We start from the raw sequence: 15749 nt of genomic DNA on the forward strand, positions 1-15749 counted from the left end.
GCCTTGTGTCGCGATCGGGCCGCAAAGCGGCCCCAGGATCTTCGCGTCACGGCAAGCGTGCTGGGGCCGCGGCCTATCCCAGGTTTCAGGCAGGTGTGGCCCCACAAAAGGCCCTGCCGCTGGCCGACGCACGCAAGCATTGGGCCTCATGGCAGGAAACCCTCGAAGGTTTCGCTGCCGACGATTTGTCGGCAGCCAATGACCTGTGCTCATCGGCCACCCCCGGTGCCGTCAAGGCCGAGTACGCCAACCGTTACTGGATTCCGTTTGCCTACGATTATGGCGGCAACCACCTGGGCGTCGACCTGGACCCGGCCGAGCGCGGTACTTTCGGGCAGGTGATCAACTTTGGCCGCGATGAAGAAGAGAAATTCGTCGTGGCCGATTCCGTGAGCAGCTTCCTTGAGTGGCTGGTCGATCAGCTCGAAGGCGGCAACGCCGCGATCCGCGAAGAAGACGATGGCGGGCGCAGCCTGAACACGCGCCAGCCGGAGAAATTTCACTTTCTCGATTCGGTCAGGGTGATGTTCGCCTCGCATGCACCGCAGGCATCAGCCGGCGAGTGACGTTCGTAAACGCAGCACCACCTCTGTAGGAGCGGCTTTAGCCGCGAAGAATCCAGTGCGGTGCCTGGCACCGGCTGCGCCGGTGTTCGCGGCTAAAGCCGCTCCTACAGAGATCTCGCTTAATCGATCAGTTATGTGATAACCCATGGCGCAGCCGCGCCAACCTGAACGGTTGGAAACTGATAGGGAAATCACCCATGCGCCCCAACAAGGCCTGCCCCATTATCCTTTCATCCACGTTGCCACCGAAAATCCTGCTGTTCCGCCATCCACTGGCTGGCGTACAACTGGTGAAAGGCACCATCGAACACGGCGAAACCCCAGCCGAAGCGGCCTTGCGTGAGTTGCACGAGGAGTCCGGCATCAGCGATGCCGAAGTCCGTCTGGACCTGGGCTGTTGGGATGCCGGACACCTCGGCCAGATCTGGTCGTTTCAGCTGTGCCAGGTGCCGGGCGAACTGCCCGAACACTGGTCACACCAGACGCTGGATGACCATGGCCATCTGTTCGATTTCTTCTGGGCACCACTCCACGACCTGCCCTATGCCGATTGCCACCCGGTCTTTCAGCGGGCATTGGCTTATTTGCACAACGCCCTGACGCTTGTGCATTAGCCCGCAGTAGCCAGGCTGGCGTTGTCGGTGCTTGCCTTGAGATGTTGAGGGTCTGTGACATCGAGCCCCGCCCGCGCGGCGCTCGATCGCATAGGCGATGCTAAAGCTACGGCGAACACCTCGTCTTAACTGGCTGGCATTACGTCAGCCCCGGGTCACAATCCGTCAGAGGGTGTCGCCTGCATTGGGGCTGCCTCGCAGCCCATCGCCGGCAAGCGCGGCTCCCACAGAGACCGCGTTGCCTTCAAGCCTAACGCCGAACCTGTAGGAGCGGGTTCACCCGCGAATAGGCCCGCACAGGCTGAGCATGTTGCTTGCCCCTCCCGATTCAATTTAGTTAACATTGCCCCCTCTTCCCCTCCCGGCCTCCCCTGCCGTGCACCGCCCAGGCGTTAACTCGCGAAGCGGTCATTCACGATGCCGACCCCGCATGGCCGCCACTTAACGGCGTGCCCATCCGCCATCAATACATTCAGGATGACCCCATGATCATTCGCCAAGGCATCGCTGCAGACTACCCGCAGCTGCTCGACATCTGGCTGCGCGCCGTGCGCGCAACACACCACTTTCTGCAACCGTCCGACATCGACGCGCTGCTGCCGCAACTGCGCGATGCGTACTTCCCAGCCGTCGAGCTGTGGGTTGCAGTAGACACCAATGACCAGCCGCTGGGCTTTATCGGCTTCAACGAAAACCACGTGGAAATGCTCTTCGTCGACCCCGAGCGCCACGGCCAGGGCATTGGCCGCGCACTGCTGGATTTCGGCCGCCAGTCGCGCAGCACCCTGAGCGTCGACGTCAATGAGCAGAACCCGCAGGCTGTCGGGTTCTACCAGCACTATGGCTTCGTCCAGACCGGCCGCTCACCGCTGGATGGTGAAGGCCGGCCGTTCCCCTTGCTGCACATGAGCCTGCCCGCTGGGGCGTGAGCAACAGGCGCACACCGCGATGGAGCGTAAAGCCAACCCGCCGCCACCGTCCGACTGGGTGATCCGCAGTGCCCAGCCCGGCGGTATCGAGCGTATCGAGGCCTGGTTCGGCAGCCACGGCTACGACCCGCATCGCCACGATACCTACTCGATCGGCCGTACCTTGGCCGGTGTGCAAAGCTTCCACTACAAGGGCTCGCTGCGCCACGGCATACCCGGTAATACCCTGGTGCTGCACCCGGACGAGCTGCATGACGGCATGGCCGGCACCGACGCAGGCTTTCGCTACCGCATGGCCTACATCGACCCGGCACTGATCCAGAACGTGCTGGGTGGCCAGCCGCTGCCTTTCATCGCAGGCGGGCTGTCCAGTGACCCACGCCTGTACCATGCCAGTGAGGCATGGGTGCAGGCCGTGGACCATCCGTTGGAGCCGCTGGAGGAACAGGACGCCCTGTACGACCTGGCCATGGCCTTGCTGGCCGTCGGTGGCAAACCACGCGGGCGCAAGCGCCTGGACTACCAGGCCGCCGAACGTGCCCGGGCCTTCATCATGGCACACCTGCAGCAAAGCATTACCCTGGACATGCTGGAACAAGCCAGCGGCCGCGAACGCTGGAGCCTGTCGCGCGACTTTCGCACGCTGTACGGCACCAGCCCTTATCGCTTCGTCACCCTGCGCCGCCTGGACTGCTTGCGGCGCATGATCTTCGACGGTTTCAGCCTGGTCGATGCCGCCCTCGCCGCCGGCTTTCATGACCAGAGCCACATGACCCGGCATTTCACTCGCTGCTACGGCGTATCACCCTTGCGCTGGCTGGAGCGCCTACGCCCCACCCGCTGACTTGCAGGATCGTACAAGAATCCGGCTACTCATGATCGCTAGGCTGACCACTCCACTCACCGAGGAATTGTCATGCCTGAAGCCAATCTCCCATCCCAGCCTGTGAACCTGCTGCACAAAGCGTCGCTGATCGAACAGCAATGGAGCCCCAGGGTCGTTGCCGAAATGAACGACTACCAGTTCAAGGTGGTGCGTATCGAAGGCGAGTTCATCTGGCACGCGCACCCGGAAACCGACGAAGCATTTCTGGTGCTGGAAGGCACCTTGCGCATCGACCTGCCGGATGGCTGCGTGCACATCTACCCCGGGGAACTCTATGTCGTGCCACGCGGGGTCGAACACCGCACCGCGGCACAGGGCGAAGCAAAGCTGATGATGATCGAGCCACGGGGCATTCTGAACACCGGGCATGAAGGGGGGCAGCGCACGGCGGTGAATGATGTCTGGATCTGAATCGAAGCGGCCGTTGTAAGCTTGCGACACTGAACAGCAGGCCAAAGCCAGATCCCGTCGCCGCCTGGCCTGCATCACCGGCTTAAGCCTGGCAGCCATCAGAGTTTCTACCCCCTGCCGCTGATACACTTCCAACCTGTGAAATTTGCGAGACAGGCCAAAGGCATGAACCCGACGCGCTATACCACCGTGGCCAAGGACTTGATGGAGGGCATCGCCAGTGGCCGTTACCCGGTGGGCAGCCTGCTGCCGACCGAGTTCGAGCTGTGCGACCTGTACGGTGTAAGCCGACACACGGTGCGTGCCGCCATCGACCAGTTGCTCAACCAGGGGCTGGTGTCACGGCGCAAGCGCGTCGGCACCCGGGTCGAGGCCAGCAGCCCGCGCGGCGGCTATTCGCAGTCGCTGGCCAGCGTGGCGGACCTGGCGCACCTGGCAGAAACCCAACAGCGGGAAATCCAGGACGTGCGCCACTTCGTCGCCGACCTGAGCGAGGCGGCGCGCCTGGGGTTGGTGCCAGGGGAGCATTACTTCTGCGTGTCGAGCATCCGCGTCGATCGCGCACACCATGCTGCGCCGCTGTGCTGGACCGACGTGTATGCACAGCGCGACTACGCCGAAGTCATCGAACGGGCCCGCGAGCACCCCGACCAGCTGATTGCCGGGTTGATCGAGCAGCACTACGGCCGGGCGATCGCGGTGGTCGACCAACAGGTGCGGGCAGTGTTGCTGACAGCGGAAATGGCCCGGGCACTGAAGGCCGAGGCGGGTTCACCGGGGTTGAAGATCATCCGCCATTACCGCGAGGAAAACGGCGATTTGATGGCGGTGTCCGAGACGGTGCACCCGGATGACCGGTTTACACTGGTGACCCAGATGCGGCGGGATCGGTCGTCCGGCTAACCAACTTCAAAGCCTTGCGCGGTCCCTGTAGGAGCGGCCTTGTGTCGCGATCGGGCTGCAAAGCAGCCCCGGGATTGCAGCGCTGATACACAAATCGCTGGGGCTGCTTCGCAGCCCGATCGCGACACAAGGCCGCTCCTACAAGGGATCGCGCAGCTCAGGTAATCATTTCATGTGTGCAACATCCGCTCAGCCTCCTGCAATTGCTGCCCCCGCGCCGTCACCACCCGGTGATCCCGCGCCAGCCAGGCATAGATCGTCGGCAGCACGAACAAGGTAAACATCGTCCCCACCAGCATCCCGCACACAATCACCACCCCCAGCCCGAACCGGCTGTTGGCCCCGGCGCCACTGGCGAACAGCAGCGGCAGCACGCCGAAGGTCATCGCCGCAGTGGTCATCAGCACCGGCCGCAGGCGAATCTGCGCAGCGCGGACGATGGCCGTCGCCCGGTCGAGGTTGTCGCGCAGCTGGATCTCATTGGCGAACTCGACCATCAGGATGCCGTGCTTGCTGATCAGGCCGATCAGTGTCACCAGGCCGATCTGTGTGTAGATGTTCAGCGTGGCCCAGCCCAGCGCCAGCGGCAGCAGCGCACCACAGATCGACAACGGCACGGTCACCAGGATGATCAGCGGGTCGACCAGGCTTTCATACTGCGCCGCCAGCACCAGGTAGATCACTACCAGCGCGGCGAGAAACGCCCACATCAGGGCAAAGCCCTCCTGCACATACTGGCGTGATTCCGATTGCCAGTCGTGGCTGAAACCCGGCGGCAGTTCGGCTGTGAGCTGCTCCAGGAATGCCACGGCATTGCCCATCGACACACCCGGCGCCGGGATCGCCTGCAAGGTACTGGCGTTCTGTTGGTCGAACTGCAACAGCCGGTTGGGCGCTACTTCGATATCCAGGTGCACCACAGTCGCCAGCGGTACCAGGCTGCCATCCTCGGCACGCACGTACTGGCGGTTCAGCGCGGCCGGGGTCAGGCGCTGGTCCTGGACACTCTGCGGGATCACGTCGTAGGAACGCCCGAACAAGGCAAAGCGGTTGAGGTACTGTTCGCCCACCAGCACACCCAATGACTCGCCGATGGCCTGCATGCTGATGCCCAGGCTCGCCGCCTTGGCCCGGTCGACACGTACCTTGACCACCGGGTTGTTGTAGTCGAGGTCGCTGTCCACCACGGCAAACAGGCCGCTGTCACGGGCACGTTGCTTGAGCACTTCCATGGTCTGGTACAGCTCGGGGTAATTCTGCGCACTGCGCAGCACCATCTGCACCGGCAGGCCACCACTGGAGCCCGGTAGCGACGCCACCTGGAAGGCGAAGATGCTGCTGCCTTCGATATCCGCCACGGCCTGCTGCAATTGCGCCTGTACCTGGGCGGCAGAGCGCTCGCGCGCCTGCCAGGCACTGAGGTTGATACCGCCGAAACTGGCGGCCGGGCCGTCGGTGCCGTTGATGATCCAGGTGTCGGTGGTTTCGTCGATGGCCTTCATCACCTGGTCCAGCTTCAGGGCAAAGCGCTCGACGTAATCCAGGCTGGCATGCTGCGGCGACTTGATTGCCGTCAGCACCGCCGCCTGGTCCTCGGGCGGTGCCAGCTCGCGCTGGGGCAGCAGGTATAGCCAGGGCAGGCTCAGGCACACCAGCAGCGCCACGCCGCCACTGATCCAGCGATGCGCCAGGGTGTAGCCCAGCACCCGCGCATAGGCCCCGGTCAGGGCGCCGAACACGCGGTCGGCCAGCCTGGCCATGGCGCCGTGCTGCTGGCCGGGTTGCAGCAGCAGCGAGCTCATCACCGGCGACAAGGTCAGCGCGACAATGCCAGACACGATCACTGCCCCCGCCAGGGTCAGGGCAAACTCGCGGAACAGCGTGCCGGTCAGCCCGCCCATCAGCCCGATCGGTGCATATACCGCAGCCAGGGTGAGGGTCATGGCAATCACCGGCCCGGCAATTTCCCTCGCACCGGCCAATGCCGCCGCGACCGGCGACCTCCCCTCTTCGATATGACGGTGCACGTTCTCCACCACCACGATGGCATCGTCCACCACCAGGCCGATGGCCAACACCATCGCCAGCAGGGTCAGCAGGTTGAGGCTGAAGCCGAACAGCAGCATTAGGCCCGCCGCACCCAGCATCGACAGCGGGATGGCAACCACCGCAATCAGCACGCTGCGCAGCGAACCCAGGCACAGCCAGATCACCAGCACCACGATCAGCATTGCCTCCACCAACGTGCGCAGCACCTCGTGGATCGAGGCATCGATGAAGCGCGCGGTCTCATAGGCCAGGGCCACAGTCACGCCAGGTGGCAAGGTCTGCTGGATCTGCGGCAGCAACTGGCGAATGCCTTCGACGATCACCAGCGGGTTGCCGGTCGGCGTGGGGAACAGCCCCAGATGCACGGCGGGCTTACCGTCCATGGTGGCGCTGGTCTGGGTGGCCGCCGCGCTCAGCTCGACGGTGCCGACATCGCGCAGGCGCACCAGGTCGGTGCCATCGTTGCGGATGATCAGTTCACGGAAGTCTTCGACCCGGGTCAGGTCGGTGTCTACCTGGATATCGGCCAGCACGTACTGCCCGCGCACCTGGCCCGGCGTTGCCTGGTAGTTGTTGGCTCGCACCGCCTGCGCCACGTCGGCAGCGGTCACCCCACGCCCGGCCATCTGCTCGCTGTTCAGCCACAGGCGCATGGCCAGGCGCTGGCCACCGAACGACTGCACCTTGGCCACGCCATCGATGCCGGAGAACTGTGGCTCCACTACCCGCGACAGGTAATCGCTCAGTTCCGGTATCGACAGGCTGTGGCTGGCAAAGCCCACGTAGGCCACGGCAGTCGAATCACCGGCCGACAGCTCCACCACCGGGTCGTAGGCTTTTTCCGGCAGGCGATAACGCACCTGGTTGACCTTGGCCATTGTTTCGGCCAGCGCCTGGGTCGAATCGCGGTTGAGCACCATGCGCAAGGTGATCAGGCTGCGCCCCTGCTGCGACGACGAGGACAGGTAATCGATGCCCTCGACCGACGACACCGCCTGGGTGATCGGCTGGGTGACGAAGCCCTGCATCAGCTCGGCGGAGGCGCCGGGGTACTCGGTGCTGATGGTGATGGTGGAGCTTTCCAGTAACGGGTACTGGCGGATCGGCAGTTTGCCCATGGCAAACAGCCCCAGCAGGATGATCAGGCTGCTGACTACCAGCGCCAGCACCGGGCGGCGCACGAAGAGGTCGGTAAACTTCACGGCTGCAGCCCTCCCAGGTTGGCCTGCAGGCTGTCCTGCGCCACCGGCTCGACCGGCATGCCATCGCTCAGTTTCAGCTGGCCGGACACCACCACCCGGTCACCCGGTGCCAGGCCGGAAGTCACCTCCACTTGCCCTTGCCAGCGCTCACCGGTAGTGACCCGCACTCGGCCGACCCGTGTGCCATGCTGCGCATCCTGGGTCGCAACGAACACCGTCTGCCCGTAGGCGGTGTAGGTGATTGCCGTTTCCGGCACGGCCAGCACAGTCGACGGCTGCGCCGCGTCCAGGCGCACACCGGCATACATGCCCGGCTGCAATTGCCCGCCCGGGTTCGCCAAAGCGGCCTGCACCTGCACCAGGCGCGCCTTGCTGACTACAGGGTCGACGGCCACTACCCGTGCCTCGAAGCGCTCCCCGCGTACAGCGTCCACACTTAACGCCAACACCTGGCCGAGGTGCACTTCGGGAGCAGCCTGCTCGCCCAGGGCGAAATTGACGTGCAACTGGCTGATGTCGGCCAGGCTGACGATGGTTTCGCCTGCGGCCAGGTACTGGCCCTGATGCACCCGACGGATGCCGAGTTTGCCGGCAAACGGCGCGCGGATAGCCTTCTGCGCGATCAGCGCCTCGACATGCTGCAGTTCACCGCTGGCCACGTCCGCCGCGGTGGCAGCGTTGTCCAGCAGCTCCTGCGACACCGCATTCATCGCCCGCAGTTTCCGGCTGCGCTGCAAGATCACCTCGGCGTTGCGCAGCCTGGCCCGCAGTTGTACGCGCAAGGCCTGCTCCGGGGCATCGTTGAGCTGCACCAGCAACTGCCCGGCCGTAACCGCTTGCCCCGACTCGAAGGCAATACGGGTGATACGCCCCGCCGCCTCGGCCGCCACCTGCACCTGGTTGACCGCCTCCAGCTCCCCCGACGCAAAGTTCTGCCGCGCCAACTGCACCTGCTCGGCCGTGGCCAACGCCACCTTGGTCGCCGGCCATGCCGCTGCAACCGGCGGTGCCGAACCGCTGCCCATCAGCGCGTAGCCTGCGGCCAGCACACCGGCAACAGCGCCAGCCCAGGCCAGTAACGTCCGTTTGTTCATGCACTGCTCCGATCATCAGGGAAAGCGGTTGCGGGGAAGATCGGGCAGGACTATAAGAGCTCAACTTAACTTGAGGTCAACAGGCATGGCAGCGGACAACACGCGAATGCTTACGGTGGGTGAAGTGGCCAAACGCAGCGGCGTGGCGGTGTCTGCGCTGCACTTCTACGAGGCCAAGGGGTTGATCGCCAGTGTGCGTACGGCAGGTAACCAGCGCCGCTATCCCTCGCTGGTGCTGCGCACACTGGCGATCATCAAGGTGGCGCAGCGCACCGGTATACCGCTGGAGGAGATTCGCCAGGCGTTCAGCCGCTATGCGCCCAACAGCAAGCTGACCGCGGCGCAATGGGGCGAGATGTCCACGGCCTGGCGTGAAGACCTCAATGTGCGTATTCGCACCCTGGAGGCACTGCGCGACAGCCTGGACAACTGCATTGGTTGCGGTTGCCTGTCGCTGGAAGACTGCCCACTGCGCAACCCCGAGGATGTGCTGGCCAAGGAAGGGACCGGGGCGCGGATTCTGGAGAAAAAGGCGCGCTAGCAGGTCCCAGCAAGACATCGCTTGGAACCAATCCGCCACCACCACCCCCTAACCCTGTGCTGTTAACCCATTGTCGTTCACAGGAAGGGAAAGACCATCATGAAGCGCGAACAAATTGAAGGTGTTGCCGAGAATATTGCAGGCAAAGCACAGAGCGCGGTAGGCCGCCTGGTTGAAGACCCAGCCCTGGAAGCTGAAGGTGACGGCCGTCAGGCTGCCGGCCAGTTGACCAAGACTTATGGTGACGCGCTGGACACTGTCTCTACCTTCGTCAAGGAAAAACCCTTCGCGGCGCTGGCCATAACCGCGGGACTGACAATGGTGTTGTCTCGTCTGCTGAGGCGCTGATACGGGGTACTGAGTACGCAAGCCGTTCTGCATACCTTGTAGGAGCGGCCTTGCGCAGCCCATCGCGACGCAAGGCCGCTCCTACAGGTTCTATGTATGTTTTGAAGGTGATGCAGGCCAGGTGGAGCTTTAGCCGCGAAGAATCCTACGCTGTGCATGGCACCGGCTGCGCCGGTGTTCGCGGGCCCGCCCGCTCCCATAGGTCCTAGGTCAGGCTCAAGGTTGGCGCTGTACCTGTGGCTCAGTCATTCTTGCCCAGCATATACTGCTCAAAATGCTCGATATGCTCGTCCAGGTTATCCTCGAGCATCATCCGGTACTGCTCGCAGAAGTACTTCAGGATCTCCTGCCGCGCAGCCCCCAGTTCCGCGCCACTCTTGAAGCTGCGGGCGCTCATCCAGGCGCTGAAACGTGCGGCACCGAAGGTCAGCGAGGCGCTTACCTTGCCCAGGTCTTCAAACTTTTCGATCTGCTGGTTGGCCAGCTCGATGTGCGCATCGGCGCGGTCGTAAAAAGCCTGGTCAGTAGCTTGGGTCATTGCAATTCACCTTGTTGCGGGATGCGAGCGGGAGGCCAAGCCTTGCATGTCGCGGCGCATACGTGCAAGGCTGAAAAAGGATCACCCATGACGAAAAAGGAAGCAAACCACCTCATGACCGGAATCACACGTATCCATCGCTATTTGCGCCCACTGCCTGCAACACCGACTGCAGCCAGTGGGCGTGACCTCAAGGCCAAACGTGCCGCCCGCCTCGCTTCAAAGCTCGCCAACCTGCTGTGTACCCCCCGCTCCGCCCCGCCTTACCTGTGCGTCACCCCCGAGCGCCCCCCTGTCGACCGTGTGCCCCCTACCTGACTGCCACCGCTGCAGCTCACACACCGTACTCGCCTGCTGAAGGCGGGATGACTGACGCTACGACAAGGGGCAACAACCCATGCTTTTCTTTCACGGTAAACGCATCTTCAGCGCCATCTTCGATATGGATGGCACCCTGTTCGACACCGAGCGCCTGCGCTTCAAGACCCTGAAACAGGCCTCGCTGGAAATCTTCGGCAAGCCACTGGGCGAGCACACGCTGATCGGCTCGCTGGGCCTGAGCGCGAAAAAAGCAGAAGCCCTGGCCAAGGCCCACAACGGTGAAGACTTCCCCTACGCCGAGATCCGCCAGCGTGCGGATGAACTTGAGCTGGAGTACGTGCGCAACCACGGCGTACCGATCAAGGCCGGCCTGCTGGAGGTGTTGGAACGCCTGCGCAAGTCGGGCCTGACCATGGCCGTGGCCACCTCCAGCCGCCGCGCCATCGCCGAGGAATACCTGATCAACGCCAATGTGCTGAAGTACTTCGACATCACCGTGTGCGGCGATGAAGTCAGCCAGGGCAAACCCCACCCGGAAATCTTCCTGAAGGCCGCCCGCGCGCTCAATTGCGCGCCAGACCAGTGCTTCATGGTCGAAGACTCGGAAAACGGCATGCTCTCGGCCATGCGCGCCGAGGGCCAGGCGATCCTGATCGAAGACATCAAGCCGCCCGCTGCCGAGATCAAGGCCGGTGCGCTCAAGGCCTATCGCAGCATGCCGGAATTCCTCGCCGACCTGAGCGAATGCGTGCCCGACCTGGGCATGCCGACGCTGAGCGAGCCGTTCCCGGCCTCGTTGAACCAGTTCCGCGTGGGCATTCACGGGTTCGGCGCCATTGGCGGCGGTTACCTGACCCAGGTATTGGCCCATTGGGACGGTTACACCCGGCCTTGCGAAATCATCGCTGCGACCCGCTCGCGCATGCTGCGCGAAAGCGTCAGCGCCTTTGGCCGCTACAGCGTGCGCTACGGTGCCACCTCGTTCGACCAGACCATCGACAACGTGCGCATGATCGACCTGGACGACGATGCCGCCGTAATCAACATGTACACCGCTGCCGAAGTCATCGGCCTGAGCCTGCCCGAGCAGGCCATCAGGGGCCAGGCCAAGGTGATTGCCCTGGGACTGCTGCAACGCTTCGAACGCCGCGGCCGCGAACTGACCTTGCTGATCGTGTTGAACAAGGTTGGCGGTGGTGCATTCGTGCGCAGGCATGTGCAAGCCGAGCTGGCGTTACTGTGCCCGCCAGCCATCTGCGAGCAGGTGCTGGACAAGACCCACTTCGCCGAAACGGTGGTCAGCCGCATCGTCTCCAAGCTGAGCAATGACGCGCTGGTGCGGCAACTGCGCATCAAGTCGCAGATGTTCCAGAACAGCCTGGAAGACGAACCCGCCGCCGCCCGCAAGGCGTCGGCGCCGCTGGCCGAATACGAACGGTTGCTCGGCCATTTCAAACCCTTTGCGCAGCCCACCAACGCCATGAGCCAGTTGCACCTGGTGCTGTTCAACAGCGAAGCCGACATGCCGCTGTACGTGGAGCGCGGCAGCGACCTGCTCGAACGGTTGCGCCAGGTAAACACGGTGCCAGACATTGCCCAGATCCAGGTCATCAAGAACCGCTTGTGGAACGGCCCGCACGCCATCGTCGCTTGGTACGCCAGCTTGCTGGGGCATGCCTGGGTTGGCCAGGGCATGGGCGATGCCCGCGTGAGTGCGCTGGCCGAGCGGCTGATTCGCCAGGAAGTGGCGCCAGCGCTGGTGGCCGAGTACCCGCAAATGGCCGAGGTGGTCAGCCGCTTTGCCGAGGCGTTTCTTGAACGCTGCAAAACCTCGTTCAAGGACCCGTGCGCCCGCGTCGGCCGTGACCCGCTGCGCAAGCTGCAACGCAACGAGCGCATCCTCAGCAGCCTCGAGCTTGCCGGCAAGCATGGCATTGAAACACCGGCCCTGGCCTTCGGTGCTGCCTTGGCGATTCACCATGCGCTGCGTTGCAACGATGACAAGAACCTGGAAGCCCAGGCGATCAGGCAGGTGTACCGGGACAACGATGACAGTGTCGAGGCGGTGCTGACCCATGGCGGCACTTGCAACGGCAAACGCTTTCCCGGGCTGGATCCGGTCAATGACGCACAACTGATCAGCGCCATTGCCATGGCGTTCCGGCAGTACCCGCAAAAGGCGTCGGTAACCCGATTCGACAATCTTTGCATCGGCGCATAGAGCCAGCGCCTTGTTCGGCTTGATGCTCGCAGCGCCTATGCGATCGAGCGCCGCCCGCGCGGCGCTTCGCGGCACAAGGCCGCTGCCATATCTGTTTCGGGCCAGTTAATCCTGTGCCATTGGCGCGCGCACCCTGGATGCATGGCTGGAAATCGATAGGAAATAGCGACACTTTGAAGATCGAATGGAACAAACAAGGCGGACAGAGGTGATCTCACAGGAATCATTGGCCCGAAACAGATGTGGGAGCGGCCTTGTGCCGCGAAGCGCCGCGCGGGCGGCGCTCGATCTCAGAGGCACCCAAAATTTTGGGGCAAACACCAGGTGCCATGCACCATCCTCGTAAAATTCAGGACCTGAACTTCACAAATACCAGCTCCGGATCCCCGTCATCCAGGTTTTCAACCTGGCCACTGCCCAGAAACCCGAGCTTGCCGAGCAACGCCTGCATCGGCAGGTTCGAGGCATTGGTCGAGGTGAACAGCTTGTCCCCCGAAGACCGGGACTGCAGCACCCGCAGGATGGCTGCACCAACGCCCCGGCGACGTGCCGAATCTCGCACCATCACAAGCGGGATGAAATCCTGCCCAAAAAAGGAGTTATCCAACACGCCATAGCCCAACACCAACCCAGCACCATCGGCATCCGTTGCCACCCAGCACTGGCCGTTCGCTACCGCGCGGGCAATGAACTGCTGCCGGCATTCCTCACGCCGGGCAACGGCATCAAGCTCAAACAGCGCATCAAGGTCGGCATGCCGGGCGAGCCGCACATCTGCTTCCAGAGTCATTTGTTCACCGCATCGATAACCAGATCGCACGTTAAACCTGAGCGAAAGGTTCGAGCAACGGCTGATACGGCGTCTTTTCATTTACCTGCAAAACCTCAGGGCTGAGCTGCGATCTGCCTTTTGTGTCACCACTCACTTGAATAGGACACAAAGTGTCATTAAGATCACCCTGTGTCCTGACGACCTCCACCGTCGCTCAGCAACCTATCACCCGTCCCCTGCAGGTACCGCCGATGACGACCACCATGCACATTCCCAAGGACCAACTGGTCAAGCTCGCCCAGCAGCAGATGCTGACAGCACTGGCCGACAACACCTACAGCGCCCGGCAAAAACTCGCGCTCACCTGCCGCATCCTGTTCGACGGCGGCCACGACTCCGGCCTGGCCGGGCAAATCACCGCCCGTGCGCAGGAACCCGGCACCTACTACACCCAGCAGCTGGGCCTGGGCTTTGACGAAATCACTGCCTCCAACCTGCTGGTGGTGGACGAAAACCTCACCGTGCTGCAAGGCCGCGGCATGGCCAACCCGGCCAACCGTTTCCACAGCTGGCTGTACCGCGCCCGCGCCGACGTCAACTGCATCATCCACACCCACCCGCTGCACAGCGCTGCCTTGTCGATGCTGGAGGTGCCACTGGCGATCTCGCACATGGACCTGTGCCCGCTGTTCGACGACTGCGCGTTCCTCAAGGAGTGGCCAGGCGTGCCGGTGGGCAATGAAGAAGGCGAAATCATCTCGAAGGCGATCGGCGACAAGCGGGCCATCCTGCTTTCCCACCACGGGCTGCTGATCGCCGGCCGTTCGATTGAGGAGGCCTGCGTGCTCGCCCTGCTGTTCGAGCGGGCAGCAAAGATGCAGCTGCTGGCCATGGGCGCCGGTGATATCCGCCCGATCCCCGAAGCGCTGGGCAAAGAGGCCCACGACTGGATCTCCACCCCTAAACGTCATGGCGCCGCATTCAGCTACTACGCGCGCCGTGCCTTGCGTGCCCACGGCGACTGCCTGGGCTGATTGAAGCTGTACTCTTTCCTTAACTACGGCAGAGGTGCCAGGTCATGTCTACACCTGTAATTCGCGGCGTTATCGGCTACACCATCACTCCCTTCACGGCAGACGGCACGCTCGACCTGGATGCCCTGGGCACGTCCATCGACAGCCTGATCGATGGCGGTGTGCACGCCATCGCGCCACTGGGCAGCACCGGCGAAGGGGCCTACCTGTCCGACAGCGAGTGGCAAAGCGTGGTGCGCTTCAGCCAGGCCCGCATTGCCGGGCGCGTGCCCAGCGTGGTCAGCGTCTCCGACCTGACCACCGCACGCACCGTGCAGCGTGCACGCCTGGCCCAGGCGTGCGGGGCTACGGCGGTGATGGTGTTGCCCATTTCGTACTGGAAACTCACCGAGGCCGAGGTGGTCGCCCACTACAAGGCCGTCGGTGCCGCCATCGACATTCCGATCATGCTCTACAACAACCCGGGCACCAGCGGCACCGACCTGTCGGTGGAGCTGATCCTGCGCATCCTTGGCGAGGTGCCCAATGTGACCATGGTCAAGGAAAGCACCGGCGACATTCAGCGCATGCACCGCCTGTTCATGGCCACCGATGGCCAGGTGGCGTTTTACAACGGCTGCAACCCGCTGACCCTGGAAGCCCTGGTGGCCGGCGCCACCGGCTGGTGCACCGCAGCGCCCAACCTGATCCCGGCCCTGAACCTGGCGCTGTGGGACGCCGTGCAACAAGGCCAGCTGGCCGAAGCCCGCACGCTGTTCTATCGCCAGTACGAGCTGCTGGAATACATCACCCGCCGTGGCCTGCCCACCACCATCAAGGCCGGCCTGAAACTGCTCGGCCAGGATGTCGGCGCGCCACGCCTGCCGTTGCAGGCGCTGGATGCGCAAGGCAGCGACTACCTGAAGCGCCTGCTGACCGAACTGGCCAACTGACCCTCAACCGCGCAGCAGGCAACGCGGTGGATGGCACCGGCTGTGCCGGTGTTCGCGGCTAAAGCCGCTCCTACGGGCCTGCGCTGTACTTGTAGGAGCGGGTTTACCCGCGAAGCAGGCAACGCGGCGCATGGCACCGGCTATGCCGGTGTTCGCGGCTAAAGCCGCTCCTACGGGCCTGCGCTGTACTTGTAGGAGCGGGTTTACCCGCGAAGCAGGTAACGCGGTGGATGGCACCGGCTTTGCCGGTGTTCGCGGCTAAAGCCGCTCCTACGGGCCTGCGCTGTACCTGTAGGAGCGGGTTTACCCGCGAAGCAGGTAACGCGGTGGATGGCACCGGCTTTGCCGGTGTTCGCGGCTAAAGCCGCTCCTACGGGCCTGCGCTGAC

Annotated in this window: 15 protein-coding genes; 11 read left to right on the top strand and 4 right to left on the bottom strand. The window is 63.5% G+C overall.

Annotated elements, in window-relative coordinates; all coding sequences use genetic code 11:
* Positions 1–95: 95 nt before the first annotated feature.
* From ACIP02_RS15360 to ACIP02_RS15385, 6 genes are all read left to right on the top strand, one after another.
* Positions 96–566, top strand: coding sequence for an SMI1/KNR4 family protein (locus ACIP02_RS15360; protein ID WP_400617615.1), 471 nt, complete (start codon positions 96–98; stop codon positions 564–566).
* Between the two features lie 197 nt (positions 567–763).
* Complete coding sequence (locus ACIP02_RS15365; protein ID WP_400617616.1) at positions 764–1180, top strand: NUDIX domain-containing protein; 417 nt, start codon at positions 764–766, stop codon at positions 1178–1180.
* A gap of 485 nt (positions 1181–1665) precedes the next feature.
* Positions 1666–2109: an acetyltransferase gene (locus ACIP02_RS15370; RefSeq protein ID WP_400617617.1), complete on the top strand. Its 444-nt coding sequence runs from the start codon at positions 1666–1668 to the stop codon at positions 2107–2109.
* A 19-nt stretch (positions 2110–2128) separates the two neighbouring features.
* Positions 2129–2953, top strand: coding sequence for an AraC family transcriptional regulator (locus ACIP02_RS15375; protein WP_400617618.1), 825 nt, complete (start codon positions 2129–2131; stop codon positions 2951–2953).
* Positions 2954–3025: 72 nt separating this feature from the next.
* Positions 3026–3406: a cupin domain-containing protein gene (locus tag ACIP02_RS15380; protein WP_400617619.1), complete on the top strand. Its 381-nt coding sequence runs from the start codon at positions 3026–3028 to the stop codon at positions 3404–3406.
* A gap of 165 nt (positions 3407–3571) precedes the next feature.
* A complete protein-coding gene (locus ACIP02_RS15385) occupies positions 3572–4309 on the top strand; it encodes a GntR family transcriptional regulator (RefSeq protein WP_400617620.1) in 738 nt (245 codons plus the stop codon).
* Positions 4310–4479: 170 nt separating this feature from the next.
* Here ACIP02_RS15385 and ACIP02_RS15390 read toward each other — a convergent pair whose 3' ends face one another.
* Positions 4480–7560 carry a MexW/MexI family multidrug efflux RND transporter permease subunit gene (locus ACIP02_RS15390; protein WP_400617621.1) on the bottom strand — a complete coding sequence of 1027 codons (3081 nt, stop codon included), beginning with the start codon at positions 7558–7560 and terminating at the stop codon, positions 4480–4482.
* Positions 7557–8654 carry an efflux RND transporter periplasmic adaptor subunit gene (locus ACIP02_RS15395; protein ID WP_400617622.1) on the bottom strand — a complete coding sequence of 366 codons (1098 nt, stop codon included), beginning with the start codon at positions 8652–8654 and terminating at the stop codon, positions 7557–7559. Before ACIP02_RS15395 ends, ACIP02_RS15390 begins: the two co-directional genes overlap by 4 nt.
* Before the next feature lie 85 nt (positions 8655–8739).
* Here ACIP02_RS15395 and soxR point away from each other — a divergent pair, with 85 nt between their 5' ends.
* Positions 8740–9195, top strand: a complete 456-nt coding sequence (soxR, locus tag ACIP02_RS15400; RefSeq protein WP_400617623.1) for a redox-sensitive transcriptional activator SoxR — start codon at positions 8740–8742, stop codon at positions 9193–9195.
* A gap of 99 nt (positions 9196–9294) precedes the next feature.
* Positions 9295–9543: a CsbD family protein gene (locus ACIP02_RS15405; protein WP_400617624.1), complete on the top strand. Its 249-nt coding sequence runs from the start codon at positions 9295–9297 to the stop codon at positions 9541–9543.
* A 241-nt stretch (positions 9544–9784) separates the two neighbouring features.
* Here the strand turns inward: ACIP02_RS15405 and ACIP02_RS15410 are convergent, their stop codons facing one another.
* Positions 9785–10081, bottom strand: a complete 297-nt coding sequence (locus tag ACIP02_RS15410) for a DUF3144 domain-containing protein (protein ID WP_400617625.1) — start codon at positions 10079–10081, stop codon at positions 9785–9787.
* 397 nt (positions 10082–10478) lie between these two features.
* Here ACIP02_RS15410 and mtlD point away from each other — a divergent pair, with 397 nt between their 5' ends.
* The gene (mtlD, locus tag ACIP02_RS15415) at positions 10479–12623 is read left to right on the top strand and encodes a bifunctional mannitol-1-phosphate dehydrogenase/phosphatase (RefSeq protein WP_400617626.1); all 2145 of its coding nucleotides are present in this window, start codon (positions 10479–10481) and stop codon (positions 12621–12623) included.
* Between the two features lie 349 nt (positions 12624–12972).
* Here mtlD and ACIP02_RS15420 read toward each other — a convergent pair whose 3' ends face one another.
* Positions 12973–13413: a GNAT family N-acetyltransferase gene (locus tag ACIP02_RS15420; protein WP_400617627.1), complete on the bottom strand. Its 441-nt coding sequence runs from the start codon at positions 13411–13413 to the stop codon at positions 12973–12975.
* 233 nt (positions 13414–13646) lie between these two features.
* On the opposite strand from ACIP02_RS15420, the gene ACIP02_RS15425 reads away from it, so the two are divergent.
* Positions 13647–14429, top strand: coding sequence for an aldolase (locus tag ACIP02_RS15425; RefSeq protein ID WP_400617628.1), 783 nt, complete (start codon positions 13647–13649; stop codon positions 14427–14429).
* A 44-nt stretch (positions 14430–14473) separates the two neighbouring features.
* Positions 14474–15361 carry a dihydrodipicolinate synthase family protein gene (locus ACIP02_RS15430; protein ID WP_400617629.1) on the top strand — a complete coding sequence of 296 codons (888 nt, stop codon included), beginning with the start codon at positions 14474–14476 and terminating at the stop codon, positions 15359–15361.
* The last annotated feature ends 388 nt before the right edge of the window (positions 15362–15749 follow it).

Origin of the sequence: Pseudomonas sp. NPDC089408 (genome assembly GCF_044749445.1) — a bacterium.
Lineage (GTDB): Bacteria > Pseudomonadota > Gammaproteobacteria > Pseudomonadales > Pseudomonadaceae > Aquipseudomonas.